We start from the raw sequence: 23753 nt of genomic DNA on the forward strand, positions 1-23753 counted from the left end.
CGCCCGTATGTCGCGGATATCGGCCGACGGCATTTACCGCTTATCGGCTGTATGCCAGATTTGCCTGCTGATAACTTCCCTTACAATTTCTCGACTACAGTTTGCCTCATGCCTGCCCAACTCAAGCGTCGCCTCTTCACGTTCCTGCTGATTGTCCTGCTGATTGCCGGGGGCCTGTTTGCCCATTGGTTCTTCAAGGGGCGCTTTTATGAAAGCACCGACAACGCTTATGTCCAGGGCGAGATCACCCGCGTGTCGAGCCAATTGGGCGCGCGCATCGATCAGGTGCTGGTGCAGGACAACCAGCATGTCGAGAAAGGCCAATTGCTGGTCAAACTCGAAGGCGACGACTTCCACCTCGCTGTCGACCGCGCCAATGCCGTCCTGGCCACCCGCCAGGCCGAGCGCCTGCAAGCCACGAGCAAACTGACCCAGCAGGCCAGCCTGATTGCCGCCAGCGAAGCGCAAGTCGCCTCCAGCCAGGCCAGCCTGGGCCGCTCGCAGATTGACCTGACCCGCGCCGAGACCTTGCGCAAACCCGGTTATGTCTCGGAAGAACGGGTGACCACCCTCTCCGCCGAATCCCACATTGCCCGCTCCCAACTGGCCAAGGCCCAGGCCGACGCACAAAGTCAGCGCCAGCAAGTCAACGCACTCACCGCAGAGATCAAACGCCTCGACGCGCAGATCGCCAACGCTAAAACCGATTTGGCCCAGGCCGAACTGAACCTGACCCGCAGCGAAATCCACGCCCCCATCAGCGGCCTGATCGGCCAGCGTGCGGCCCGCGAGGGCCAATACGTGCAGGCCGGCGCTTACCTGTTGTCGATCGTGCCGGACGAAGACATCTGGATTCAGGCCAATTTCAAGGAAACCCAGATTGGCCACATGCAGCCCGGCCAGGAAGCCGAACTGACCTTCGATGCCTACAGCGATACCCCGATCAAAGCCCGGGTCGACAGCCTGTTCGCCGCCTCGGGTGCGCAGTTCAGCCTGTTGCCGCCGGACAATGCCACGGGCAACTTCACCAAAGTCGTACAACGGATTCCGGTAAAACTGACGTTCGCCGCGGACAATCCACTACGCGGCAAGATCCGCCCGGGCATGTCGGTCACCGCCAAAGTGAACATCAAGGACGCGCCTGAAGAAATCACCCCCAAAGTGAGCCACAAAGACGCCCCTGACGATGGCCGGTGATCAACTGATCCGCCCGGTCGGCGAACCGACCCGGCGGGACTGGATTGCGGTGATGAGCGTGATGCTCGGTGCGTTCATGGCGGTGCTGGACATTCAGATCACCAACTCCTCGCTCAAGGACATCCAGGGCGCGCTGTCGGCGACCCTGGAAGAAGGTTCATGGATCTCCACCTCGTACCTGGTGGCGGAAATCATCATGATCCCCCTCACCGCCTGGCTCGTGCAGTTGCTGTCGGCGCGGCGCCTGGCGGTGTGGGTATCCCTCGGGTTCCTGGCCGCATCCCTGCTCTGCTCCATGGCGTGGAGCCTGGAAAGCATGATCGTGTTCCGCGCCCTGCAAGGTTTTACCGGTGGCGCGCTGATTCCGCTGGCGTTCACCCTGACCCTGATCAAGCTGCCGGAACACCACCGCGCCAAGGGCATGGCCATGTTCGCCATGACCGCCACCTTCGCCCCTTCCATCGGCCCTACCCTCGGCGGCTGGCTGACGGAGAACTGGGGCTGGGAATACATTTTCTATATCAACATCCCGCCTGGCCTGATCATGATCGCCGGCCTGATGTACGGCCTGGAGAAGAAAGAAGCCCACTGGGAATTGCTGAAAAGCACCGACTACGCCGGCATTCTCACCCTCGGCGTCGGGCTCGGTTGCTTGCAGGTGTTCCTGGAGGAAGGCCATCGCAAGGACTGGCTGGAATCGAGCCTGATCGTGACCCTGGGCAGCATCGCGCTGGTCAGCCTGATCAGCTTTGTGATCGTGCAGTTCTCCAAACCCAATCCGCTGATCAATCTCGGTATCCTCGGCAACCGCAACTTCGGGTTATCCAGTATTTCCAGCGTCGGGATGGGGGTCGGTTTGTACGGCTCGATCTACCTGTTGCCGCTGTACCTGGCGCAGATCCAGAACTACAACGCCCTGCAGATCGGTGAAGTGATCATGTGGATGGGCGTGCCGCAGCTGTTTCTGATCCCGCTGGTGCCCAAGCTGATGAAATACATCTCGCCCAAATGGCTGTGCACCCTGGGGTTCGGGCTGTTCGGGCTGGCGAGTTTTTCCTCGGGCGTGCTGAACCCGGACTTTGCCGGGCCGCAGTTCAATCAGATCCAGATCATCCGCGCCCTGGGCCAACCGCTGATCATGGTCACCATCTCGCTGATCGCCACCGCCTACATCCTGCCCCAGGATGCGGGATCGGCCTCGAGCCTGTTCAACATCCTGCGCAACCTCGGCGGCGCCATCGGCATCGCCCTGCTCGCCACGCTGCTGGATGCGCGGACCAAGGTTTACTTTGACTACTTGCGTGAATCCATCGTGCCGAGCAATCCGCAGGTGGCAGAACGGATCGCCTCGCTGGCTGACCGGCTGGGCAATGAAACGGCAGCACTGGGCAAACTCAGCGAGATCGCCCACCAACAGGCGTCGATCATGGCCTACAACGATGCGTTTCATTTTGTCGGGATTGCGCTGGGGATCAGCATGCTGGCGGTGTTGCTGACCAGGAAATTGCCGGAGGGGTTGAAGGCTGGGGAAGCGCACTGAGACCGAGTTGCCCCAATCGCGAGCAGGCTCGCTCCTACAGGGATCACATTGAACCCTGTAGGAGCGAGCCTGCTCGCGATGAGGCCAGTTCAGACACTACAAATCAAACAGTGATCAACCGCTCGCGCAACTTGGCAATCTCGTCGCGCATCTGCGCCGCCGCTTCGAACTCCAGATCACGAGCAAGCTGATACATCTTCTCTTCCAGGGCCTTGATGCGCTTGGCGATCTCGCCCGGCGAGCGCAACTCGGCTTCGTATCGGGCGTTTTCCTCGGCGGCCTTGGCCATGCCCTTGCGCTTCTTGCTGCGCGAACCGGGCACGGTGGCGCCTTCCATGATGTCGGCGACGTCCTTGAACACGCCTTTGGGGGTAATGCCATTGGCCAGGTTGAAGGCGATCTGCTTGTCGCGACGGCGCTCGGTTTCGCCGATGGCCCGCTCCATGGAACCGGTGATCCGGTCGGCATACAGAATCGCCCGACCGTTGAGGTTACGCGCCGCGCGGCCGATGGTCTGGATCAGCGAGCGCTCGGAACGCAGGAAGCCCTCCTTGTCGGCGTCGAGAATCGCCACCAGCGACACTTCCGGCATGTCCAGGCCTTCACGCAACAGGTTGATCCCCACCAGCACATCGAAGGTGCCCAGACGCAGGTCGCGGATGATCTCGACCCGCTCCACGGTGTCGATGTCCGAGTGCAGATAACGCACACGCACACCGTGGTCGGCCAGGTAATCGGTCAAATCCTCGGCCATGCGCTTGGTCAGCGTGGTGACGAGCACCCGCTCTTCCAGAGCGACACGCTTGGTGATTTCCGACAGCAAGTCGTCGACCTGGGTCAGTGCCGGGCGGATCTCGATTTGTGGATCCACCAGCCCGGTCGGACGCACCACCATGTCAATGACGCGCCCGGCGTGCTCGGCTTCATAGTTGCCCGGGGTCGCCGAGACGAAAATCGTCTGCGGGCTGATGCTTTCCCACTCATCGAAACGCATCGGCCGATTGTCCAGCGCCGACGGCAGACGGAATCCATATTCCACCAGCGTCTCTTTACGCGAACGGTCGCCTTTGTACATCGCACCGACCTGCGGAACGCTGACGTGGGACTCGTCGATCACCAACAAGGCATCGGCCGGCAGGTAATCGTAAAGCGTCGGTGGCGCCGCGCCGGCTTCGCGGCCGGACAGATAACGCGAGTAGTTTTCGATGCCGTTGCAATAACCCAGCTCGAGGATCATCTCCAGATCGAAACGGGTGCGCTGCTCCAGGCGCTGGGCTTCCACCAGTTTGTTGTTGGAGCGCAGGTATTCCAGGCGCTCCTGCAACTCGACCTTGATGCCTTCGACCGCGCCCATCAGGGTTTCCCGTGGCGTCACGTAGTGGCTCTTCGGATAGAAGGTGAAGCGCGGCAGTTTGCGAATGACTTCGCCGGTCAGCGGATCGAATGCCGACAGGCTTTCCACCTCATCGTCGAACAGCTCGATGCGGATCGCCTCGAAATCGGATTCCGCCGGGTGAATATCGATCACATCGCCACGCACGCGAAAGGTCGCACGGGCAAAATCCATGTCGTTGCGGGTGTACTGCAGGTCGGCCAGGCGTCGCAGCAGTTCACGCTGATCGAGCCGGTCGCCGCGATCCACGTGCAACACCATTTTCAGATAGGTTTCCGGGCTGCCCAGACCGTAGATGCAGGACACCGTGGTGACGATGATCGCGTCCTTGCGTTCCAGCAATGCCTTGGTCGCCGACAGACGCATCTGCTCGATGTGGTCGTTGATCGACGCATCCTTCTCAATGAAGGTGTCCGAGGACGGCACGTAGGCTTCCGGCTGGTAGTAGTCGTAGTAGGAAACGAAATATTCCACCGCGTTGTTCGGGAAGAACGCCTTGAACTCACCGTACAACTGCGCCGCCAGGGTCTTGTTCGGCGCCAGCACCAGCGTCGGGCGCTGCACCTGGGCGATCACGTTGGCGATGCTGAAGGTCTTGCCCGAGCCGGTCACACCGAGCAGCGTCTGGTGCGCCAGCCCGGCTTCGATGCCTTCGACCATCAGGCGGATGGCTTCCGGCTGATCGCCGGCGGGCTCGAAACGGGTGACTAGCTGGAATTCAGACATGAAATACCTCTGGATCACTCTTGCCGGTATAACCGACACGAACGAGAAAGACCGTAAACGACCGACTGTCGCCCGAAGAAAAAACTGGATTGTGCTCAATGTGGAGCCGATTGCCAGCGCTTTCAAGGCAAACGTCCTACATCGCGCAAAACCTTTGCCGACGCCATTCGACTAACGGTCGAAAAATAATCGGAAAAACTTAACCGAAAAGCCGAATCGCCTGTCGCCATTGATCGCGGATGGCCTCTATACTAGCTCCCCGTTTGTGCACCGCTCTAGTGCATTCGGCTGGAGCGCGACACGTCCCTCCACTCTCCATTCAGAGCCGCCGCAATAATGAGCCTGTTCTCCGCTGTCGAAATGGCACCACGCGATCCAATCCTGGGCCTCAACGAAGCATTCAACGCCGATACCCGGACCAACAAAGTCAACCTGGGGGTCGGTGTTTACTGCAACGAGGAGGGGCGAATTCCACTCCTGCGCGCCGTTGTCGAAGCCGAAACGATTCGCGCCGCTCAACACCTTTCCCGTGGCTACCTGCCAATCGACGGCATCGCCGCCTACGACCAGGCTGTGCAGAAATTGCTGTTCGGCAATGACTCGCCGCTGATCGCCGCTGGCCGCGTGATCACCACCCAGGCCGTTGGCGGTACGGGTGCTCTGAAAATCGGTGCCGACTTCCTCAAGCAACTGCTGCCGAACGCCGTTGTGGCGATCAGCGACCCGAGCTGGGAAAACCACCGCGCCCTGTTCGAAACCGCCGGTTTCCCGGTGCAGAACTACCGTTACTACGACGCCGCGACCCACGACGTGAACCGTACCGGCATGCTGGAAGACTTGAACGCACTGCCAAACGGCTCGATCATTGTGCTGCACGCTTGCTGCCACAACCCGACTGGCGTGGACCTGAGCCCGGCGGACTGGAAAAACGTCCTGGACGTCGTTAAAGCCAAAGGCCACGTGCCGTTCCTCGACATGGCGTATCAGGGCTTTGGCGATGGCATCGACGAAGATGCCGCCGCCGTACGCCTGTTCGCTGAATCGGGCCTGACTTTCTTCGCCTCCAGCTCGTTCTCCAAGTCGTTCTCGCTGTACGGCGAGCGCGTGGGCGCCCTGTCGATCGTCAGCGAATCGAAAGAAGAAAGCGCGCGCGTGTTGTCGCAAGTCAAACGCGTGATCCGCACCAACTACTCCAACCCGCCGACCCACGGTGCCAGCGTTGTCGCTGCTGTGCTGAACAGCCCGGAACTGCGCGCCCATTGGGAAGCCGAACTGGCCGAAATGCGCTTGCGCATTCGTGGCATGCGCACCCAGATGGTCGACCTGCTGGCCAAAAAAGCACCTCAGCGCGATTTCAGCTTCGTCGGTCGTCAGAGCGGCATGTTCTCCTACTCCGGTTTGACCGTTGAGCAGGTTCACCGCCTGCGCAACGAGTTCGGCATCTACGCCCTGGACACCGGCCGCATCTGCGTGGCCGCGTTGAACCAGAGCAACATCGAGGTGGTGACGGACGCTATCGTCCAGGTCATCTGATTACGCCTTGAAATGAAAAACGGGAAGCCATGTGGCTTCCCGTTTTTTTATTTGTCGCCTCTAAACTCCACACAATCCAAAATGTGGGAGCGAGCCTGCTCGCGATAGCGATGTACCAGTCACCACTAATGGTGAATGTGCTGTTGCCATCGCGAGCAGGCTCGCTCCTACAGGTTTTGTGTACACCCTGGAATTCCTGCGAGAACCCACATGAAAAACGATGACCTGCGCGCCGACCGCGATGACCTGGATGACCTTGATCACTTCATCCCCCGCGCCCCGACAAAACGCGGCAACAACCTGGTGATGCAAGTGGCCGCCGGTGTGTTTCTCGGCGGCCTGGCTCTGTGGCTGGTGCAATTGGGGGCCACGGCGCTCTACGCCAAGCTGATGCTTGCCACGATCACCTTCGGCGGTTAAGCCAGTTCGGTCGCACGCTGGCTGGCAGCATCGTCGTAGGCGACATACAGCGATTCCGCGACCTGGCTCTTGATCGCTTTAGTGCTTTCCAGGCCCAGAACAAAACCTTCGGCCTTACCGCCAGCACGGTTCAATGCTTCAGCGGTGCTGGCTTGAGTGATGGCGTCGAACAACTTTTCGGCGTGGGGGCCGACACCTTTGGGCAGGCTGATCTGAGAGATGCTCATGAGTGCACCCCGTGGTATCGAGGTGTGAGGGTCAAATGATTCATGGCGCGTACCTTTTCGGCGAATGGCCGGCAGCGCGTGTCACCACTTCCGGGCGGCCATGGTAGACCTCTGGTGCGATTCTGGTAACCGCCAATGTCCGCGAAACCACCGTCCGCCACCACGAATCCGTCCAATTGCCATTCGGTGCTTGACTTCTCTTTTTGAATCAGTAACATAGGCGCCATTCCGCGATAGCTCAGTTGGTAGAGCAAGTGACTGTTAATCACTGGGTCCCTGGTTCGAGTCCAGGTCGTGGAGCCAGACAGAAGCATCGAAAAGCCCCTGAATCGAAAGATCCAGGGGCTTTTTTGTGGCCGATGACTCGCCGGGTTATTCACGCATTCCGACCATCCGGTTCGGCAATCGCTACGGCGCCTCTTAGGTTCGCCAGACCGAGGCAATTGGCTCAAGGGTTTTGGACAGGCTGACAGCCGCGTCGGTAATCGCCTTCAAATCGTCGATCGTGGTCTGTGGAGCAAGATCAAAGAGTCTTGCATAGTGGTTGATGTTACGAAGCAGCGTATTGGCTTCATGCAAATAATCGACCTTCAAGCCTTCTACCGATTTTACCTGCCTCAAGATATCAACTCTGGTTTCTTGATCTGCCTGCAGTTTCTGGTACTCATTTTTTTGTTCAAAATAATGTGCACGCTTAATCCGCAAACCGTCTCGGGCCCGTACCATCTCAGTGTATTTTATATACTCAGAAGCCTGTTCAAGAATCTTGCGCAGCAGTTCCAATCCTTTTTTCACTAGCTCAGCCTGCGGAGTAGATATCTCAAAACTCTTGAAAAAATTGGCATCCGGAATCCATGGCAACAGGTGATCGATCAGGTTTTTATCATCTATCACACGGATCAAATCATCTAGAATCCTGCATTGCACCTCAACCTCTTCAATCCGCCTGTCCAGATCACTGAGCGCCTTCACAATATCCTCATCGAACCCAGGCAAAATACTTGAATCACCTTGCCCCTCCCCCAGCACATCGATATCGCCCAGACTATTGAGATGAGCATTCAGTGCAAGCATGCCCCCTCGAATCTTCCCCGCATCGGCATTAATACTTTTTATATAATCAGCCTTAAGACCTTCCAGGGTCTTCATTCGCACATCACCCGACAAATCCGGCTCATGGCTCAACCGCTGAAATTCGGTCATGAAACTCTTGAAATTAGCCTCCCTCAACATAGGCATTACAGCCACTGCCACCCCAACGATACTCGCATGCGCATCATTGAGCGCTCCATCAAGCCGCCCCAACTTTGCTTTCAAATAATCGGAAAAATCCAGATTCAATTGAGCAACAATTTTATTGATAGCCTTTTTATTAAATTTCATCAACGAATAATTTGGCATACGCTGCTCATGAACCATTACTGCACCGTCCGTATTCATACCACCCCCTCTTCCTGAAGAGCACTCTGTTCATTAAAATCCTTGATCGCCTTCCTCAGGGAACTCAGCAGCGTATCAGCCACATTCTGAACTTCACTCCAAGGGGAAATACCGCGATTAAAACTCTGCTTAAATCGGATCAGGCTTACGCCATCCTCTATCAGTGAAAACTCAGTGGCAGACCTGTCGATCTCGGCCACGACGGAGTTCCAAACTAACACCAATGCGTTCGACGCCCTTGCGGCAGCCGCCATGTGAGCGGATAGATTGTCCAGCGACTTGCTGTGAGAAAGAATCAACCCAGGCAACTTCTCCTGCCCGTCAATCAGGCTCAACAGCCTCCGCTTTTCCATGATGAAGCTGTAGAGCTTTTCCTGGGCCTCAAGGAACGCCTTACCCAGGAGTGCCTCTTCAGGACTGGAGAAAAGCGCATTCAAAAGCACCCCAAGACCATCGATACCCCTCACAATCTGCATCGCACTATGCTTAACTAACTCCTTGTTTGTCTGATCGATATTTTTTTCAATCCACTCAAGTTCCGCACGAAATTTGTCAAGATCAATCGCAAAATCAACGGTATCGAGCTTGGCTACCTTCTCACTTATCAATGGAATGAGCTTATCATTCAATATCCTGTTGAAGTTTTCTATTTCAACTTTCAATCCCAATGCTGGCTTACTGGCAGCAACTACACTTTTTTTAAGGTCTTCGAACACCAACCCAAGCTGGGTGTGAATAGCCACATCGCTCTGGTCAAGCTCCATGAATGGCGCGTTCTCGACCTCCAGATCATTATATGGCTTGAGGCGCTCGACTATGGGCATTTGATCAATATCGCTGACCAGATTCTGACTGAACTCAACCAGATCCTTTGCCAACCCGCTCAATCCACTACCGACCTGAACCAATCCACTTTCTATGGAAGGCCACCCAGCAGCGTGATCTTTTACTTTTACATTCAAATCCTGAATTTCCAACCACCCAAAATTCGGATGATCAATGACCCCTCCCAGGTTTTTTTCTATCTCTCCACGCTCAGTCGGCAGCGTTCGACCAAATCGTACATACTGCTTTATTTCCAGCAACTGCTCTGGTGTGACCACCAGCCTTGGTTGATAAACCGATTCATCACGCCTCCCTGAACTCACGTCAATCGAAGGTTGAGCCCCCTCATGACTGGCCGGACTATAAATCTCGATATCTTCCATGATTACTCCACGCCCAAGTTATTACATTCAATTTCTAGAGGAGCTATCAATTTGTGAGAGCAGACCTTGAAAACTACCAGACAATGGTAGCCATTTAAAAAAAACAGCGAAATGTAATTCTTCACTTCCGCGCGTAGGAAATCAGACTTTATAACAGAAACCTTTTACACAATTCGAAGCAACACATTAATACAAAGAGCATTAAACCAAGTCAGCCTGCGAAACACTTGGCATACCCAGGCGTTATCCTTATTCTCGCTAACAACAAGCCATACCGCTGCATTTCCCGGATACAAAAAAAAGGCCGATCTACCTGTTGGTAAATCGGCCTCGTTCATCAAGCCTTGTTGTCAGACATGCTCACTGCTTTTCGCATGCACCGCATGTGGCTCGCCATGTCCGTGGTCCACCTCAACCACCGGAATTTCCTTGCCGTCGCAATCATGCAGTTTACCGTCGCTGAAGTAGTCCCCCTCACGCAGCGCCGCCAGATCCTGATAACGCAGCACTCGCTCGGTACCGGCCGCAAACACCGATTGCTGGTCGGAGTTACCGGCGGTGAGGTGGTTGAAGGTCAGGTTCAGCACGATGGCCATGATCGCCGAGGAACTGATGCCCGAATGGAAAATGGTCGCGAACCAGCTTGGGAAGTGATCGTAGAAGCTTGGTGCCGCGATCGGGATCATGCCGAAGCCAATCGAGGTGGCAACGATGATCAGGTTGACGTTGTTGCGGTAGTCGACCTTGGACAAGGTGCGAATACCGCTGGCGGCGACGGTACCGAACAGCACGATGCCGGCGCCACCCAGTACCGAGGTCGGCACGGCGGCGATGACCCGGCCCATGAAGGGCAGCAGACCGAGGATCACCAGGAACAGGCCGCCAGTGGCCACTACATAGCGGCTCTTGATGCCGGTGACCGCCACCAGCCCGACGTTCTGGGCAAAGGCACTCTGGGTGAAGGAACCGAAGATCGGCGCGAACATGCTCGACAGCATGTCGGCGCGCAGGCCGTTGCCCAGGCGTTTGGAGTCAACCTTGGTACCGATGATTTCACCGACAGCCAGAATGTCCGCCGAGGTCTCCACCAGCGTCACCATCACCACGATGCACATCGACAGGATCGCAGCGAAGTGGAAGGTCGGCATGCCGAAGTGGAACGGCGTCGGGAAGCCGAACATCGGGCCCTGGGTTACGGACGAGAAGTCCGCCATGCCGAGGAACACCGCGATGATCGTCCCGATGACCATGGCCAGCAGAATCGACAGGCGGGAGATGGTCGCACTGCCGATTTTGCTCAGCAGCAGCACCAGCACCAGCGTAACCGCCGCCAGACCGATGTTCGCCATGCTGCCGAAGTCCGGCGCATGGCTGTTGCCGCCCATTGCCCAGCGCGCGGCGACCGGCATCAGCGTCAGGCCGATGGTGGTAATCACGATGCCGGTCACCAGCGGCGGGAAGAACCTGGTGATGCGTGAAAACACCGGGGTTATCAGCAAACCGATCAGGGATGCCGCTATGACCGCGCCCAATACCGATTGAAACCCGCCCTCCCCGCCACTGCTGACAATCGCCACCATGGTCGCGACGCCGGAGAAGGACACGCCCTGCACCAGCGGCAACTGACAACCAAAAAACGGTAAGCCCAGGGTTTGCAGCAACGTTGCCAGCCCCCCTGCAAACAATGAAGCAGCAATCAACAAACCGATGTCCGCCGGCGAGAGCCCGGCCGCTTGGCCGATGATCAGTGGCACAGCGACGATACCGCCATACATGGTCAGAACATGTTGCAGGCCATAAGCCATATTCGCGCCGATCCCAAGATTTTCGTCCTCGGGCCGTTGGTGTGAAACATGGGGCGTTTTCATGGTAGGGGGTTCCCTGGTTTTTGTTATTCGCACACTGTATTCAATAGTCAGGACAAATGTCTATAGAGTTGTATACAACTTATCGGTCACAAAATGGATACATGTCCATTTCACCCTGCTACCCATCCTCCTGGCCCTGCCAAAAAACCTTGAAATACACCCCCTCCCTGTCCAACCCCTGGTGCTGACCAGTCTTTCGAATTCCTGGCGACCATCGGTAAGGGTTGCCTTTTTATACATATAAAATATGCATAATTAAGTCATTCAAAATGCAGTTCCGCATCGCCACCAAAAGCGAGCGCCGTCAGTACCTGGAGGCATGACCGATGAAAGACGAATACGATTTCAGCAACGCCAGGCGCGGGGCCGTGGTGCCCGCCAAAGGCAAGACCCGCATTACCATCATGCTCGATGACGCGGTCATCGAAGCGGCCCGCGCACTGGCAGAACACGAGGGGTACGGCTACCAGACGGCGATCAACAATACGTTGCGCCGAGCCCTGCTCAACGAAGGCAGAACCGCGCACTTGAAACACCCCCTCACCCCTGCCGAACTCAAGGACCTGGAGCAGAAACTGGCAGAGGCCTTGCGCGAAATCCAGCGGGTGATGGAGCCGGGAGTCCGGCCCTGAAACACAAAAGGCCAATCAATCGGATCAGCCCATTGTGATGCCTGTGATCAGCCGGCTATTGCGGCGCTGCGATCAATCGCTCCAGCGTCCGCGCCAATTGCGCCTGTTCCGGCACGCGAATGCCGAACTCGCTGCCCAGCAGGCCAATCAGTTCCAGCACATCCGTCACCTCCCGCCGTTCGCTGTCATGGCCAATCCGGTGAATCGCGAAACTGCCGTTGTTGAGCGTGCGCCGCCACCCCTCTCCGGTACGCGCCACCATCAACTGCTTGACGAAAGACGACTCGGGGTGGGTCGAGACGTACCAGTTGCCCACAGCAAAATCGATATCTTCCTGGCGTTGCAGGTCGAAGATGTACATCGCTCGCCACTCGCCCGCAACGTTGGCGCGCAGGGTAAAGCCGTCGACGTTCAGGTCGATGCGATACGGCTCGTGCGGGGTGAGTTGTTCGGCGCGAGTATCGAGTAACAGGGGCGCGGTCGGCACCATGCCGCCGAAGCCGACGTCGGTGATGTAGCGCACGTCATCGATGATGACCAGGCTCAGGCGATGGGTCCGGGCCGTCCATGCACCCTCCGGCTGGCCCATCACCACCCGGCCGCTGATGGCACGGGCGTCGAAACCCAAATCCTGAAGCAAGGCCAGGAACAGGTTGTTGAGTTCGTAGCAGTAACCGCCACGACCCTCGTGCAAGACCTTCTGCTCGATGGACGGCAGGTCGATCAGCACCGGCTCGCCGGATAAAGTGGTGAGGTTCTCAAACGGGAAAACGCTGGTATGGCGCAGTTGCAGTTGGCGCAAGGTTTCCAGGGTCGGTGCCGCAGGTGCATCGAAGCCCAGGCGTCGCAGATACAAAGCTAGGTCGGTCAGGCGTGGCTCGCTCATCGTTCAATCCTTTTGCACGCAAGCGGCGGATTGCTCCGCCAGTGGCCGTTATGTATACGGGATCAAGCACTGTCGCCGACAATTGATTTAGCCAATCAACCGGCATGAAAAACTCAACGCCGCTTGTGCGGGCCCAATTGAATCCAGGTCGGCGCGTGGTCGCTGGCATGAGGCTCGTTACGCACCCAGGCATCCACCCCGGCGTCTTGCAGATACGGACTCAGGGCCGGGTTGAGCAACAGATGATCAATGCGCAGCCCGGAGTTTTTCTGCCAGTGCTGACGGAAATAATCCCAAAACGTGTAGAGCCGATCCTGCGGATGCAAGTGCCGCAATGAATCGGTCCAGCCCTGATCCAGCAATCGCTGGTAACACTCGCGACTTTCCGGTTGCAGCAAGGCGTCCTTGAGCCAGGAACGCGGGTTGTAGATGTCCAGGTCGGTGGGCACCACGTTGTAGTCTCCCGCCAGCACCACCGGATGTTCGCTGCCTTGAAGTGTCTGCGCATGACGGATAAGCCGTTCGAACCACGCCAGCTTGTAATCGAATTTCGGCCCCGGTTGCGGATTGCCGTTGGGCAGATACAAGCAACCCACCAGAACCCCGTGGACAGCGGCTTCCAGATAACGACTGTGGCTATCGCTGTCATCGCCGGGCAACCCGCGTCGGCTTTCCAGTGGCTGCGCATCCCGCGCAAGGATCGCCACGCCGTTCCAGGACGCCTGCCCCTGCCAGATGGCGCCGTAGCCGGCCGCTTCAAGCTCGGCAGCCGGGAATGCGCTGTCCACCGCCTTCAATTCCTGCAGGCAGGCGATATCCGGTTTTTCCCGCTCAAGCCAGGCCAGCAGATTCGGCAGCCGTGCGCGCAGGCCATTGACGTTGAACGTGGCGATCCGCAGTTTCTTCATGAATGGACACTCCTGAGGACGAGGTGCCTGACTTGTGACACCAGCACGTTTCGCAGGTTGCGTCAGCAATCTCGGGTGCGGTAGTACCTTGAGCGTAAACTGGACGATGATGGCCGGCGTTGAGACAGCCACTCGTCAACCGAATGGCACCCACCGCGTGCCCCTTCACACCAACATCAGGTAACGGCTCATCCCGGGAGACGACCATGATGAACATCAAAATGACTTCTCTGCTCATGGCCGGATGGTTGTCGGCAGCGTCCCTGGCCACCTTTGCGGCGTCCGGCGATGGCCCTGGCGCGCCCGGTACGGCACCCGGCGCAACCCGCAACTCAACCCTGCTGCCAGACAACAACCGCCCCAGCGATCCCTCGGGCAACAACAGCCGCGGTCAGCGCCCCAGCTCGTCAAGCGGCAGCACCGGCGTCAATGGTCCGGGCAGTGGCGCGGGCGGCGGCACCGGTGCGCCCGGTGGCGGAACCGGCGGTGCTGGCGGCGGGACGGGTAGCTGGACAGGCCAAGGCCGCCAATGACCTGCAGTCGTTGGCGGCTTCAGATCACCTGAGACTTACATCGGCTTGACCGCCGGCGGGACCGGCAGCGCTAACGGAACTCTAGATGATCAATACCACCAGGCCCGGGAGACGGACCACCGGCGGAAAAAACTTCAACGGTCAGAGCGCATCAATGCCTCGACGCCACCGGCCATCGACAACGTTGCCACGCGGTTTCGCCCCGAATGCTTGGCCTGATACAACGCCGCATCCGCCCGCTCGACGAACACGTCCATGCTGTCACGCCCCGATGGCACAAACGCATAGCAACCCAGACTGACCGTCACGTAGCCGTTGGGCGAGCCGGTGTGACTGATGTGCCTGTCGATGACGCTGCGGCGGATCTGCTCGGCAATCGTCATGGCGCCGTGGATGTCGGTGTCCGGCAGCAACACCGCAAACTCTTCGCCGCCGTAACGCACCGCCAGATCGGCTTTGCGTTGGCAGCAACCCTTCAGCGCCCGTGCCACCTCGGCCAGGCAGTGATCGCCCACCACGTGCCCGTAGGTGTCGTTGTAGCGCTTGAAGTAATCGATATCGAGCATGATCAGGCTCAAGGGGTTCGCCTGCCTGGCGCCGCGCCCGAACTCGATGTCCAGCGCCCGCTCGAATAATCGTCGGTTGGCCAGCCCGGTCAGACTGTCGTGGGTGGCGATCAGCTCCAGCGCTTGCTGGGCCCTGCGCAAATCCGACTCGACTCGCTCGCCGACACGCACCTGATGCAGGAACACCCACCCGAACAGCCCCACGCCCACCAGCACCAGGGCAACGATGAGACTGGAGCGAAACGCCGTGTCGTACCAGCCCGCGAGAATGGACTCCGTGGACGACGCCGCGGCGACCACCAGCGGATACCCCTCCAGCTGTCGGTAACCGTACATGCGTGTCACACCGTCGATGATGGACGTGAACATCGCATTGCCGGAGGTGGCCAGCGGCAGGAACTTCTGGAAGATCTCGCTCTGGGCCAGCGACACGCCGATCTGCGCCTCTACAAAAGGTCGACGCGCCAACAAGGTGCCATCGGTCAGGCCGAGAAACATCGAGCCGTTGTCGTCGAGGCTGAAGCTTTTGAAAAACTGGTCGAAGTACGACATCTTGATGCCGGCCAACAACACGCCCTGAAAATGCCCGTTCCTGTCGTTGATCCGCCTGGATATCGGAATGATCCACTCACCGTTTTCCCGGCTGCGGATGGCCGGGCCGATATGCGCCACCGACGATACGTTTTGCTGGTGATACTTGAAGTACTCGCGATCCGCGACACCGGCACCCCGGGGCAGATTTTCAAACGAGCTCACCACCCACTGGCCCTTCTGATCGAACAGCAGGATGCCGTGCAACTGATCCAGCGCCAGCACTCGCCGGGCGAAGGTCTGCTGCAAGCGTGGCCGTTGATCCGGGCCGAAACCGTCGACCTGAATCCAGTCCACCAGGCTGGTCAACACCAGGTCGGCCTTCATGAAGGTGTCTTCGGCTTGCTGCGCCATGGCCCGCGTCAGGTTCGAAGACGCCACTTGCGCCAGGCTCAGGTCATGGCGACGGGACTGTTCCAGTTGCAGATAAAGCAAACCACACAGGCACAGGCACACCGTGGCAATGAACAATACCGCGGCCTTGCGCAGCGGTATGCGTTTCAATGCGACGCCAGGGGCGTGGTCCGGGTCGTTAAAGCGCGTGGGCAAAAATTCATCCTGTCGGGGGGGCAAGGCATGGGCAACAACCCAAAGCCCTCAGTCTTTGTGGGGCGTAGTTTACGGGGTTATCCAGGACAAATGGGTGGCCACTTGCCCGGCGGTATCACACCTGTCCGGCCTAAGCTGCAAACATGACCCAGGGCAAGCGCTGCCTGTGCGTCAACGAGCTACGATTAGACTGACTTCAATAAAGGGAATCGACATGAGCAAAGCAGACGAGCTCGCCGCAAAATTGAAACAGGCACGGCTGACCAGTGCGGATCAAGCGATCGATGGCTGGCCGGGCCAGGTCTACGAACTGTATCAACGGATAGAGGCCTGGCTGCTGCCCTTGACCGAAGCGGGCCTGGTCCTGCGGCGCAACCCCACCCACGTGTTCGAGAGCCACCCCAATGGCGACGCTTACGACTACGCCATCGACCAGTTGGTCATCTCCGGCAACGAGCACAGCATTACCTTTGACCCGGTTGCACGCTTCACCGCCGATGGCGAGGGACGGGTCGAGATCCACACGACAGGCAACGAACTCGCCCTGTTGCGCACCGTGGACGAGCACGGTGAAACACACTGGTGGCTGCAGACGATCGAACAGGCCACCGCGCAGCCGGATGCGGTGGCGCTGACGGAAACCGATCTGCTTGTGGTGGTGCAACAAGGGTTGGCGCTTTAGGGGATTGGCTGAATACCAGTTTGTTGAATGCCACAAACCCTGTAGGAGCGAGCCTGCTCGCGATGGTCGTTAACGATAACGCGTACTTACTGGCTAAACGCGGCGTTCTTGAGTCCATCGCGAGCAGGCTCGCTCCCACAAGGTCCGGGGTGTGATTCATTACTGTTTGCTCTGCCCCGTCACCACCAGCGGCACCTCTGCAAGACGCAAGTCCAGGGCGGGTAATTTCACAGGCTGACTCAAGCCCTGCAACACCCTGGCATCGTAATCATAAATGTCAGGCTTGAACGTCACCCGCCCGTCCTTGCTCAGGTCCACGGTCCAGTAAGCCAACAACACCGGCACTTTCACCGGTAGCAGGACGTTCTCGGTCCGGCCATTGGCCAACTGCTTCTGGATGCCGGCGCTGTTCCAGCGCACCGGGTCGTTGAACAACAGTTCGACCAGTTGCAGCGGGTTTTCCACACGGATGCAGCCTGAGCTGGTGGCCCGGACCGTTTTGGCGAACAGCTCGCGGTGCGGTGTGTCGTGCAGGTAAATCGCATAGTCGTTGGGGAAACGGATCACCACCTGCCCCAGCGAACTGTCGGGGCCGGCATCCTGACGCAGATGGATGCCTCGCGGATTGCTCCAGTCAACGTCCGACGGGTCGAGCACATTGCCTTCGCGATCAAGCACACGAATCCGGTTCGCCGCCAGGTAGCCCGGATCGTTCTGGACTTTCGGAATCACGTCCTGCTTGAGGATGGTCGGCGGCACGGTCCAGGTCGGGTTGAAGGTGATGTAGGTGATTTCGGCCTGGAACACCGGCGTACTGCGCACCGGTTTACCGACTTGCACCCGCGAATGCCAGATCGGCAGACCGTCGCGATACATCGCCACCTTGTAGCCGGCGATATCGACGATCACAAACGTGCCCTGAAGCTTGTACAACAGCCAGCGGGCACGCTCCATGTTGACCCGCACCTGATCGATCCGCGCCTCGACAGGCACGTTCAGGGCCGCCAGCGTCGCCGCCCCCGCCACACCATCGGCCCCCAGGTATTGCTCGGCCTGATATTTCTTCACCGCGGCAGTGACCTTGTCGTCATAACCGGCTTTTTTCGACAAGTGCGGGTCCAGGTAACCGCCCGCCACCAGACGCGCACGCAATTGTGCGACCGCCACCCCGTCCATGCCCGGCTTGAGCGATTGACCTTCGGCGACTTTCGGCCAGCCGCCCGCATCACGCACCTGGCGCAACCGGGCCAGGCCCTCACGCAAGTTGCGGTAAATCTCTTCCTGAGGAGGTGCCTCGGCAAAGGCACGCGCCACGTCATGGTCATCGAGGGCGGCGAACAGATTGTTCATGTCCTCGCGGGCATTGCCGCCGGCAGGTTCGAAATTCCAGTGAATGTCCAGCCGCGACGGATCGACTTTGCCGCGCCGCAATTGCAGCAGCGCGGTGATGAAGGTGCGGGTCGCCGCCATGTCGAACATTGCCCGTTGCGCCGTGGAAGGCATGGCCGCCGCCAGCGACTCATGGGCCTGGGCCAGTTCGGTGATGCGAAAATCCGCCGGGTTCAGGCCGTCGATCCGGGTGTCTTCGAGGCTCTTGAGTAATTGCGCCACGTCACGATCATCCGTCCACGCGGCGCGATAGTTGCGATGCATATAGAAATCGAGCACCACCCGGCTGACATCCACCCGCTGATGGCGCCTGGAGGTGAGCAACGGCGGAAAAGCCGACCGCAGCGGTTCCAGCGTCGCCTGAATCACATGGCCGACCGCATCGCCGGGCGCTGCGGCATCGATTGTGCTGCGCGCCACCGATACCGGCTCAATCGGCGAAATTTGCCCAACCGCCGCACCGCTGATCAGAAAGCCCATAAAAAACATGCGGCTTATGACGAATGACCTTGTTAATTGCACCATGGATAATCCTTAATCCCCCGTTTCAAACGGCTAGCTTTCCACTCGCCGCCAGCTAGACTCGAAATTATCATGATGAGACCCGACTATGGCGCTAAACCGCTTTGGCCTTTTATTTGCCATTTTACTGACGTGCCTTTCAGTAACGTCAGCCTACGCCGATTCGCTTGAAAACGCGCTGGTCAAAGCAGCCCCCGGCGCCGACGCCAAAGTGATTGCCCTGGCCGTTCGGGCCACCCAATGCATCCGCGCCCAAGGCGTTGCCCCCGCCCAAAGACTGGCGGTGATCGATTACTCCCTGCCCTCGACCGAACAACGCCTGTGGGTCTTTGATCTCAAGCGGCGCAAGTTGCTGTTTCACGAACTGGTCGCCCATGGTCGCAACAGCGGTGAAAACATGGCCACGCTGTTCTCCAACCGCAACGAAAGCCATGCCACCAGCCTCGGTCTGTTCCGCACCCAGCAAAGCTACCTCGGCCAGAACGGTTACTCGTTGCGCATGGAAGGCCTGGAGCCCGGCTTCAACGATAACGCCTTTGACCGGGCCATCGTCATTCACGGCGCGCCCTATGTCAGCCCGGTGCTGGCGCGCGCCAATGGCCGTATCGGCCGCAGCCTCGGTTGCCCGGCCGTCAGACCGGCGATTGCCCATCGGCTGATTGATTCGATGAAGGACGGGCAATTGTTGTTTTCCTACTACCCGGACCAACGCTGGCTGAAGTCGTCGTCCTATATCAACTGCGGCGGCGACACCGTGGCCTCGAGGGAAAAGTCCACTTCAAGCCAGAAAACGACGCCCAACCTGTCAAAAATGTAATCTTCGCCTCAGCCTGCTGAAAGCACCGCCCGCTAGACTCATCGGCAAGTTCAACAGGCTGACGGGCGGAACACACGGCATGCACTCCCACACTTCAAGACGCACCTTCGTCAAAGGCCTGGCCATCGGCGGGCTCTTCGGCGGCCTCGGGTTATGGCGCACGCCGGTCTGGGCGATCAGCAGCCCCGGCGAACCGCAGGTGTTGGCGGGTAGCGACTTCGACCTGTTCGTCGGCGAATCCCCGGTCAACTTCAGCGGCAACCCGCGCACCGCCATGACCATCAACGGCGGCATTCCCGGCCCGCTGCTGCGCTGGCGTGAAGGCGATACGGTGACGCTGCGGGTGCGCAACAGACTCAAGGACAGCACCTCCATTCACTGGCACGGCATCTTGCTGCCAGCCAACATGGACGGCGTGCCGGGGCTGAGCTTCAAGGGCATCGAGCCCGGCGGCCTGTACGTCTACCAGTTCACCGTGCGGCAGAACGGCACCTACTGGTATCACAGCCACTCAGGGTTCCAGGAACAATCCGGCGTCTACGGCCCGCTGGTGATCGACGCCAAAGACCCGGAGCCGTTCCAGTACGACCGCGATTACGTGGTGATGCTCAGCGACTGGACCGACGAAGACCCGGTCGGCCTGATGAAGACCCTGAAAAAGCAGTCCGATTACTACAACTTCAACAAACGCACCGTGGGCGACTTCATCCACGACGTCAGCGAAAAAGGCTGGGGGCCGGCCGTCGCCGACCGCAAGATGTGGGCCGAGATGAAGATGAACCCCACCGACCTGGCGGACGTCGGCGGCGCCACCTACACCTACCTGTTGAACGGACAGGCGCCCGATTCGAACTGGACCGGGGTATTCCGCCCGGGGGAAAAGCTGCGGCTGCGCTTCATCAACGGCTCGTCCATGACCTACTTCGACGTGCGCATCCCCGGCCTGAAAATGACCGTGGTCGCTGCCGACGGCCTGCACGTCAAACCAGTGAGCGTCGACGAATTTCGCATTGCCGTGGCGGAGACCTTCGACGTTATCGTCGAGCCGACCGAAGCGGTCTACACCCTGTTCGCCCAGGCGATGGATCGCACCGGCTACGCACGGGGCACCCTGGCGGTGAAGGCGGGACAGGTTGCACCACTGCCGCCACTGGACCCGCGCCCGCTGGTGACCATGGAAGACATGGGCATGGGCGGCATGGACCACGGCAGCATGGCGGGCATGGATCACAGCAACATGGACATGGGCGACATGCCCGGCATGCAGTCCCACCCGGCCTCGGAAACCGACAACCCACTGGTGGACATGCAAGCCATGTCCACCTCACCGAAACTCGACGATCCGGGCATGGGCCTGCGCAACAACGGTCGCCGCGTGCTCACCTATTCCGACCTGCGCAGCACCTTCGAAGACCCGGACGGCCGCGAGCCTGGCCGCACCATCGAACTGCACCTGACCGGCCACATGGAAAAATTCGCCTGGTCGTTCAACGGCGTGAAGTTCTCTGATGCAGAGCCCCTGCGCCTCAAGTACGGCGAGCGGCTGCGGATCGTGCTGGTCAACGACACGATGATGATGCACCCCATCCACCTGCACGGAATGTGGAGCGACCTCGAAGACGAGAATGGCCAGTTCATGGTGCGCAAACACACCATCGACATGCCGCCGGGCTCCCGGCGCAGCTATCGGGTCACCGCCGATGCGCTCGGCCGCTGGGCCTATCACTGCCATCTCCTGTACCACATGGAAATGGGCATGTTCCGTGAAGTTCGCGTGGAAGAATGAGGTGCACCCCATGATTCGATTCACCCCGTTTTTTTTGGCACTCGCGACCTCGACGGCGATGGCCGCCAGCGATGACATGCAAGGCATGGATCACAGCCAGATGGACCATGGTCAGATGCAAGGCATGGACCACAGTCAGATGGACCACACCCAGATGCAAGGCATGGACGACGGCCAGATGCAGCCCGCCGCGCCCAGCGAAAGCCGTACGCCGATCCCGGTGCTGACCGATGCCGACCGCGCTGCGGTGTATGCCGATCCCGCCGGCCACCACGTACATGACAGCACGCTCAATTCCTTTTTCCTCGCCGACAAACTGGAGTGGCAGGACGCCGACGACGGCAGCACCCTGGCCTGGGATTTGTCCGGTTGGGTCGGCGGTGACATCGATCGCCTGTGGCTGCGCTCCGAAGGTGAACGCACCAACGGCGTGACCGAAGACGCGGAAATCCAGGCCCTGTGGGGCCACGCCATTTCCCCGTGGTGGGACGTCGTCAGCGGCGTGCGCCAGGACTTCAAACCCGGCGCCCCGCAAACCTGGGCCGCGCTCGGCGTGCAAGGCATGGCGCTGTACAACTTCGAGGCCGAAGCCACGGCCTTTATCGGCGAAGGCGGCCAGAGCGCAGTGCGGCTGGAGGGCGACTACGACATCCTGCTGACCAATCGGCTGATCCTGCAGCCGACCGTCGAGCTCAACGCCTACGGTAAAAACGATCCGCAACGGGGTATCGGCGCGGGCCTGTCCAACACCGAAGCCGGCCTGCGCCTGCGCTACGAAATCCGCCGGGAATTCGCGCCCTACCTCGGCGTAACCTGGAACCGCACCTACGGCAACACCGCCGACTTTGCCAACGACGAAGGCGAGGACCGCAGCGAAACCCGCCTGGTGCTCGGTGTTCGGCTGTGGTTCTGAACAGACTCACCCAAAACCAACAACAACCGCTTCAAGCGGTAAAGGACCTTGCATGCGCCTCATCAAACCCACCGCTATCGCAGTCGCGTTGCTCAGCGGCCTGCTTGTCAGCACCCTCGCTCAAGCGCACCCCAAACTACTCTCTTCCACCCCGGCGCAAGGCGTAGAAGGTGCATCGCCGGACAAGATCGAACTGCACTTTTCCGAAAACCTCGTCACCCAGTTTTCCGGCGCCAAACTGCTGATGACCGAAATGGCCGGCATGGCCCACGCCCCGATGCCGGTCAAGGCCAAAGTCAGTGGCGGCAGTGACCCGAAGACCATGCTCATCACACCGACAGCGCCTCTGACTCCCGGCACCTACAAGGTCGAATGGCGCGCGGTGTCGTCGGACACCCACCCGATCACCGGCAACGTCACCTTCAAAGTGAAATGATCGATGAGCGACTCGGCCAACGTCGTGCTGCGGTTTGTGTTGTATGCGGATCTGATGCTGTTGTTTGGTGTGGCACTGTTCGGGCTGTATAGCCTCAAAGGACGGGACCGGCGTTCGGGGACCGTGCTGCCCTTTCGCGGGTTATTGGCGGGTTTTGTCGGACTCGGGGCATTGTTGTCGAGCGCCGGCATGGTGCTGATGGCGAGCAACATGAGCGGCGAATCAGACGTTGCCGAGTTGCGTCCTCACATCGAGATGATGCTGTTCGAGACAGACGTCGGGTTGGCCTGGGCTGTACGGATGATTGCATTAGCGGTCGTGGGGCTGGCGTTGATACTGAACCCACGCGCCCCCGGTATCAGCCTGGTGATCGCTGCCACGGCCGGCGGCATCGCCCTCGCCAGCGTGGCCTGGAGCGGGCATGGCGCCATGGACGAAGGCAGTCACCGCTACTGGCACTTTACGGCAGACATCCTGCACCTGTTGGTGGCCGGCGTCTGGTTCGGCGCGTTGCTCGCGTTTGCCCTGATGGCTCAACCCCGGGCCCTGCAAACCGAAGCACACATTCGCTTGCTGGCCGACGCGGTCAAGCGATTCGAACTTGTCGGTGCGCTGATCGTTGTGATCATCACCGTGACGGGCTTGGTGAACTACCTGTACATCGTCGGGCCGAAGCTCGATGAGGTTTTACTCAGCCACTACGGAATTCTGCTGGCGATCAAAGTGCTGCTGTTTGCCGGGATGCTGGCGTTGGCGGCGTTGAACCGCTTCCATCTTGGCCCCTTGCTGGAGCGGTCATTGCGGGAGGGGCAATATCGCGCGGCAGCCCATGCACTTCGGCGCAGTGTGGTGGTGGAAATGGCCGCGGCGGTTTTGATTGTGGGCTTGGTGGCGTGGCTGGGGACGTTGAGTCCGGAAGTGGAATGAGCCATCTTCAGGAGACGTTGATTTTTCACAGCGGTGAAAGTTTCACTACACTCCCCTTCAAATC

22 protein-coding genes and 1 tRNA gene are annotated in these 23753 nt (G+C 59.2%); 14 read left to right on the forward strand and 9 right to left on the reverse strand.

Annotated elements, in window-relative coordinates:
- The first annotated feature begins 108 nt into the window (after positions 1 to 108).
- Both AC3ITA_RS18660 and AC3ITA_RS18665 read left to right on the forward strand, forming a co-directional pair.
- Positions 109 to 1197 carry an HlyD family secretion protein gene (locus AC3ITA_RS18660; protein ID WP_095943691.1) on the forward strand — a complete coding sequence of 363 codons (1089 nt, stop codon included), beginning with the start codon at positions 109 to 111 and terminating at the stop codon, positions 1195 to 1197.
- Positions 1187 to 2737, forward strand: a complete 1551-nt coding sequence (locus AC3ITA_RS18665) for an MDR family MFS transporter (RefSeq protein WP_150672794.1) — start codon at positions 1187 to 1189, stop codon at positions 2735 to 2737. The genes AC3ITA_RS18660 and AC3ITA_RS18665 overlap by 11 nt, the downstream gene beginning before the upstream one ends.
- A gap of 103 nt (positions 2738 to 2840) precedes the next feature.
- Here the strand turns inward: AC3ITA_RS18665 and uvrB are convergent, their stop codons facing one another.
- Positions 2841 to 4856 carry an excinuclease ABC subunit UvrB gene (gene uvrB, locus AC3ITA_RS18670; protein ID WP_095943693.1) on the reverse strand — a complete coding sequence of 672 codons (2016 nt, stop codon included), beginning with the start codon at positions 4854 to 4856 and terminating at the stop codon, positions 2841 to 2843.
- On the opposite strand from uvrB, the gene AC3ITA_RS18675 reads away from it, so the two are divergent.
- From AC3ITA_RS18675 to AC3ITA_RS18685, 3 genes are all read left to right on the forward strand, one after another.
- The gene (locus tag AC3ITA_RS18675; RefSeq protein WP_172435339.1) at positions 4855 to 5031 is read left to right on the forward strand and encodes a hypothetical protein; all 177 of its coding nucleotides are present in this window, start codon (positions 4855 to 4857) and stop codon (positions 5029 to 5031) included. The two genes, uvrB and AC3ITA_RS18675, sit on opposite strands and share 2 nt — an antisense overlap.
- A gap of 161 nt (positions 5032 to 5192) precedes the next feature.
- Positions 5193 to 6389 carry an amino acid aminotransferase gene (locus AC3ITA_RS18680; protein WP_095943694.1) on the forward strand — a complete coding sequence of 399 codons (1197 nt, stop codon included), beginning with the start codon at positions 5193 to 5195 and terminating at the stop codon, positions 6387 to 6389.
- A 210-nt stretch (positions 6390 to 6599) separates the two neighbouring features.
- A complete protein-coding gene (locus tag AC3ITA_RS18685) occupies positions 6600 to 6809 on the forward strand; it encodes a hypothetical protein (protein ID WP_116261663.1) in 210 nt (69 codons plus the stop codon).
- Here the strand turns inward: AC3ITA_RS18685 and AC3ITA_RS18690 are convergent.
- The gene (locus AC3ITA_RS18690) at positions 6806 to 7036 is read right to left on the reverse strand and encodes a hypothetical protein (protein ID WP_489278176.1); all 231 of its coding nucleotides are present in this window, start codon (positions 7034 to 7036) and stop codon (positions 6806 to 6808) included. The two genes, AC3ITA_RS18685 and AC3ITA_RS18690, sit on opposite strands and share 4 nt — an antisense overlap.
- Positions 7037 to 7263: 227 nt before the next feature.
- Between AC3ITA_RS18690 and AC3ITA_RS18695 the strand changes: the two genes are divergently transcribed.
- A tRNA-Asn gene (locus AC3ITA_RS18695) sits at positions 7264 to 7339 on the forward strand.
- A gap of 117 nt (positions 7340 to 7456) precedes the next feature.
- Here AC3ITA_RS18695 and AC3ITA_RS18700 read toward each other — a convergent pair.
- The 3 genes from AC3ITA_RS18700 to AC3ITA_RS18710 form a co-directional block, all read right to left on the reverse strand.
- Complete coding sequence (locus tag AC3ITA_RS18700) at positions 7457 to 8476, reverse strand: alpha-xenorhabdolysin family binary toxin subunit B (protein WP_095943697.1); 1020 nt, start codon at positions 8474 to 8476, stop codon at positions 7457 to 7459.
- Positions 8473 to 9684, reverse strand: coding sequence for an alpha-xenorhabdolysin family binary toxin subunit A (locus tag AC3ITA_RS18705; RefSeq protein WP_489278177.1), 1212 nt, complete (start codon positions 9682 to 9684; stop codon positions 8473 to 8475). The genes AC3ITA_RS18700 and AC3ITA_RS18705 overlap by 4 nt, the downstream gene beginning before the upstream one ends.
- Positions 9685 to 10034: 350 nt before the next feature.
- Positions 10035 to 11552 carry a nucleobase:cation symporter-2 family protein gene (locus AC3ITA_RS18710; protein ID WP_095943699.1) on the reverse strand — a complete coding sequence of 506 codons (1518 nt, stop codon included), beginning with the start codon at positions 11550 to 11552 and terminating at the stop codon, positions 10035 to 10037.
- A 326-nt stretch (positions 11553 to 11878) separates the two neighbouring features.
- Between AC3ITA_RS18710 and AC3ITA_RS18715 the strand changes: the two genes are divergently transcribed.
- Complete coding sequence (locus AC3ITA_RS18715; protein WP_150672799.1) at positions 11879 to 12184, forward strand: BrnA antitoxin family protein; 306 nt, start codon at positions 11879 to 11881, stop codon at positions 12182 to 12184.
- 55 nt (positions 12185 to 12239) lie between these two features.
- Here AC3ITA_RS18715 and AC3ITA_RS18720 read toward each other — a convergent pair whose 3' ends face one another.
- Together AC3ITA_RS18720 and AC3ITA_RS18725 are read right to left on the reverse strand one after the other, a co-directional pair.
- Entirely contained in the window at positions 12240 to 13070 is an 831-nt protein-coding gene (locus tag AC3ITA_RS18720) for an arylamine N-acetyltransferase family protein (RefSeq protein ID WP_489278178.1), read from the reverse strand.
- Positions 13071 to 13183: 113 nt separating this feature from the next.
- Positions 13184 to 13978, reverse strand: coding sequence for an exodeoxyribonuclease III (locus AC3ITA_RS18725; RefSeq protein ID WP_489278179.1), 795 nt, complete (start codon positions 13976 to 13978; stop codon positions 13184 to 13186).
- A gap of 206 nt (positions 13979 to 14184) precedes the next feature.
- On the opposite strand from AC3ITA_RS18725, the gene AC3ITA_RS18730 reads away from it, so the two are divergent.
- The gene (locus AC3ITA_RS18730; RefSeq protein ID WP_095943703.1) at positions 14185 to 14511 is read left to right on the forward strand and encodes a hypothetical protein; all 327 of its coding nucleotides are present in this window, start codon (positions 14185 to 14187) and stop codon (positions 14509 to 14511) included.
- Between the two features lie 134 nt (positions 14512 to 14645).
- Here AC3ITA_RS18730 and AC3ITA_RS18735 read toward each other — a convergent pair whose 3' ends face one another.
- On the reverse strand, positions 14646 to 16217 hold the full coding sequence (locus AC3ITA_RS18735; protein WP_489278180.1) for a sensor domain-containing diguanylate cyclase: 1572 nt from the start codon (positions 16215 to 16217) through the stop codon (positions 14646 to 14648).
- Between the two features lie 214 nt (positions 16218 to 16431).
- Between AC3ITA_RS18735 and AC3ITA_RS18740 the strand changes: the two genes are divergently transcribed.
- Entirely contained in the window at positions 16432 to 16899 is a 468-nt protein-coding gene (locus AC3ITA_RS18740; RefSeq protein WP_489278181.1) for a hypothetical protein, read from the forward strand.
- Between the two features lie 159 nt (positions 16900 to 17058).
- Here the strand turns inward: AC3ITA_RS18740 and AC3ITA_RS18745 are convergent, their stop codons facing one another.
- Positions 17059 to 18813: a L,D-transpeptidase family protein gene (locus AC3ITA_RS18745; RefSeq protein WP_489278182.1), complete on the reverse strand. Its 1755-nt coding sequence runs from the start codon at positions 18811 to 18813 to the stop codon at positions 17059 to 17061.
- A gap of 85 nt (positions 18814 to 18898) precedes the next feature.
- On the opposite strand from AC3ITA_RS18745, the gene AC3ITA_RS18750 reads away from it, so the two are divergent.
- From AC3ITA_RS18750 to copD, 5 genes are all read left to right on the forward strand, one after another.
- Positions 18899 to 19627: a murein L,D-transpeptidase catalytic domain family protein gene (locus tag AC3ITA_RS18750; RefSeq protein ID WP_095946180.1), complete on the forward strand. Its 729-nt coding sequence runs from the start codon at positions 18899 to 18901 to the stop codon at positions 19625 to 19627.
- A gap of 79 nt (positions 19628 to 19706) precedes the next feature.
- Positions 19707 to 21413, forward strand: coding sequence for a copper resistance system multicopper oxidase (locus tag AC3ITA_RS18755; protein ID WP_150672803.1), 1707 nt, complete (start codon positions 19707 to 19709; stop codon positions 21411 to 21413).
- 10 nt (positions 21414 to 21423) lie between these two features.
- On the forward strand, positions 21424 to 22326 hold the full coding sequence (locus AC3ITA_RS18760; protein ID WP_489278183.1) for a copper resistance protein B: 903 nt from the start codon (positions 21424 to 21426) through the stop codon (positions 22324 to 22326).
- A gap of 52 nt (positions 22327 to 22378) precedes the next feature.
- Complete coding sequence (gene copC, locus AC3ITA_RS18765; RefSeq protein WP_489278184.1) at positions 22379 to 22762, forward strand: copper homeostasis periplasmic binding protein CopC; 384 nt, start codon at positions 22379 to 22381, stop codon at positions 22760 to 22762.
- A gap of 3 nt (positions 22763 to 22765) precedes the next feature.
- Positions 22766 to 23689 (forward strand): copper homeostasis membrane protein CopD, encoded by a 924-nt coding sequence (gene copD, locus AC3ITA_RS18770; protein WP_489278185.1) that lies wholly within the window; start codon positions 22766 to 22768, stop codon positions 23687 to 23689.
- The last annotated feature ends 64 nt before the right edge of the window (positions 23690 to 23753 follow it).

The sequence above is a fragment of the Pseudomonas sp. GL_090 genome (assembly GCF_057837765.1).

What these genes read in the sequence shown, in the direction of transcription:
- AC3ITA_RS18680 (WP_095943694.1), top strand. Translation starts at nt 5,193, where the DNA reads ATGAGCCTGTTCTCCGCTGTCGAAATGGCACCACGCGATCCAATCCTG.
- copC (WP_489278184.1), top strand. Translation starts at nt 22,379, where the DNA reads ATGCGCCTCATCAAACCCACCGCTATCGCAGTCGCGTTGCTCAGCGGC.
- AC3ITA_RS18745 (WP_489278182.1), bottom strand. Translation starts at nt 18,813, where the DNA reads ATGGTGCAATTAACAAGGTCATTCGTCATAAGCCGCATGTTTTTTATG.
- AC3ITA_RS18690 (WP_489278176.1), bottom strand. Translation starts at nt 7,036, where the DNA reads ATGAGCATCTCTCAGATCAGCCTGCCCAAAGGTGTCGGCCCCCACGCC.
- AC3ITA_RS18720 (WP_489278178.1), bottom strand. Translation starts at nt 13,070, where the DNA reads ATGAGCGAGCCACGCCTGACCGACCTAGCTTTGTATCTGCGACGCCTG.
- uvrB (WP_095943693.1), bottom strand. Translation starts at nt 4,856, where the DNA reads ATGTCTGAATTCCAGCTAGTCACCCGTTTCGAGCCCGCCGGCGATCAG.
- AC3ITA_RS18740 (WP_489278181.1), top strand. Translation starts at nt 16,432, where the DNA reads ATGAGCAAAGCAGACGAGCTCGCCGCAAAATTGAAACAGGCACGGCTG.
- AC3ITA_RS18750 (WP_095946180.1), top strand. Translation starts at nt 18,899, where the DNA reads ATGGCGCTAAACCGCTTTGGCCTTTTATTTGCCATTTTACTGACGTGC.
- AC3ITA_RS18755 (WP_150672803.1), top strand. Translation starts at nt 19,707, where the DNA reads ATGCACTCCCACACTTCAAGACGCACCTTCGTCAAAGGCCTGGCCATC.
- AC3ITA_RS18665 (WP_150672794.1), top strand. Translation starts at nt 1,187, where the DNA reads ATGGCCGGTGATCAACTGATCCGCCCGGTCGGCGAACCGACCCGGCGG.
- AC3ITA_RS18675 (WP_172435339.1), top strand. Translation starts at nt 4,855, where the DNA reads ATGAAATACCTCTGGATCACTCTTGCCGGTATAACCGACACGAACGAG.
- AC3ITA_RS18685 (WP_116261663.1), top strand. Translation starts at nt 6,600, where the DNA reads ATGAAAAACGATGACCTGCGCGCCGACCGCGATGACCTGGATGACCTT.
- AC3ITA_RS18700 (WP_095943697.1), bottom strand. Translation starts at nt 8,476, where the DNA reads ATGAATACGGACGGTGCAGTAATGGTTCATGAGCAGCGTATGCCAAAT.
- AC3ITA_RS18710 (WP_095943699.1), bottom strand. Translation starts at nt 11,552, where the DNA reads ATGAAAACGCCCCATGTTTCACACCAACGGCCCGAGGACGAAAATCTT.
- AC3ITA_RS18760 (WP_489278183.1), top strand. Translation starts at nt 21,424, where the DNA reads ATGATTCGATTCACCCCGTTTTTTTTGGCACTCGCGACCTCGACGGCG.
- copD (WP_489278185.1), top strand. Translation starts at nt 22,766, where the DNA reads ATGAGCGACTCGGCCAACGTCGTGCTGCGGTTTGTGTTGTATGCGGAT.
- AC3ITA_RS18715 (WP_150672799.1), top strand. Translation starts at nt 11,879, where the DNA reads ATGAAAGACGAATACGATTTCAGCAACGCCAGGCGCGGGGCCGTGGTG.
- AC3ITA_RS18660 (WP_095943691.1), top strand. Translation starts at nt 109, where the DNA reads ATGCCTGCCCAACTCAAGCGTCGCCTCTTCACGTTCCTGCTGATTGTC.
- AC3ITA_RS18725 (WP_489278179.1), bottom strand. Translation starts at nt 13,978, where the DNA reads ATGAAGAAACTGCGGATCGCCACGTTCAACGTCAATGGCCTGCGCGCA.
- AC3ITA_RS18705 (WP_489278177.1), bottom strand. Translation starts at nt 9,684, where the DNA reads ATGGAAGATATCGAGATTTATAGTCCGGCCAGTCATGAGGGGGCTCAA.
- AC3ITA_RS18730 (WP_095943703.1), top strand. Translation starts at nt 14,185, where the DNA reads ATGATGAACATCAAAATGACTTCTCTGCTCATGGCCGGATGGTTGTCG.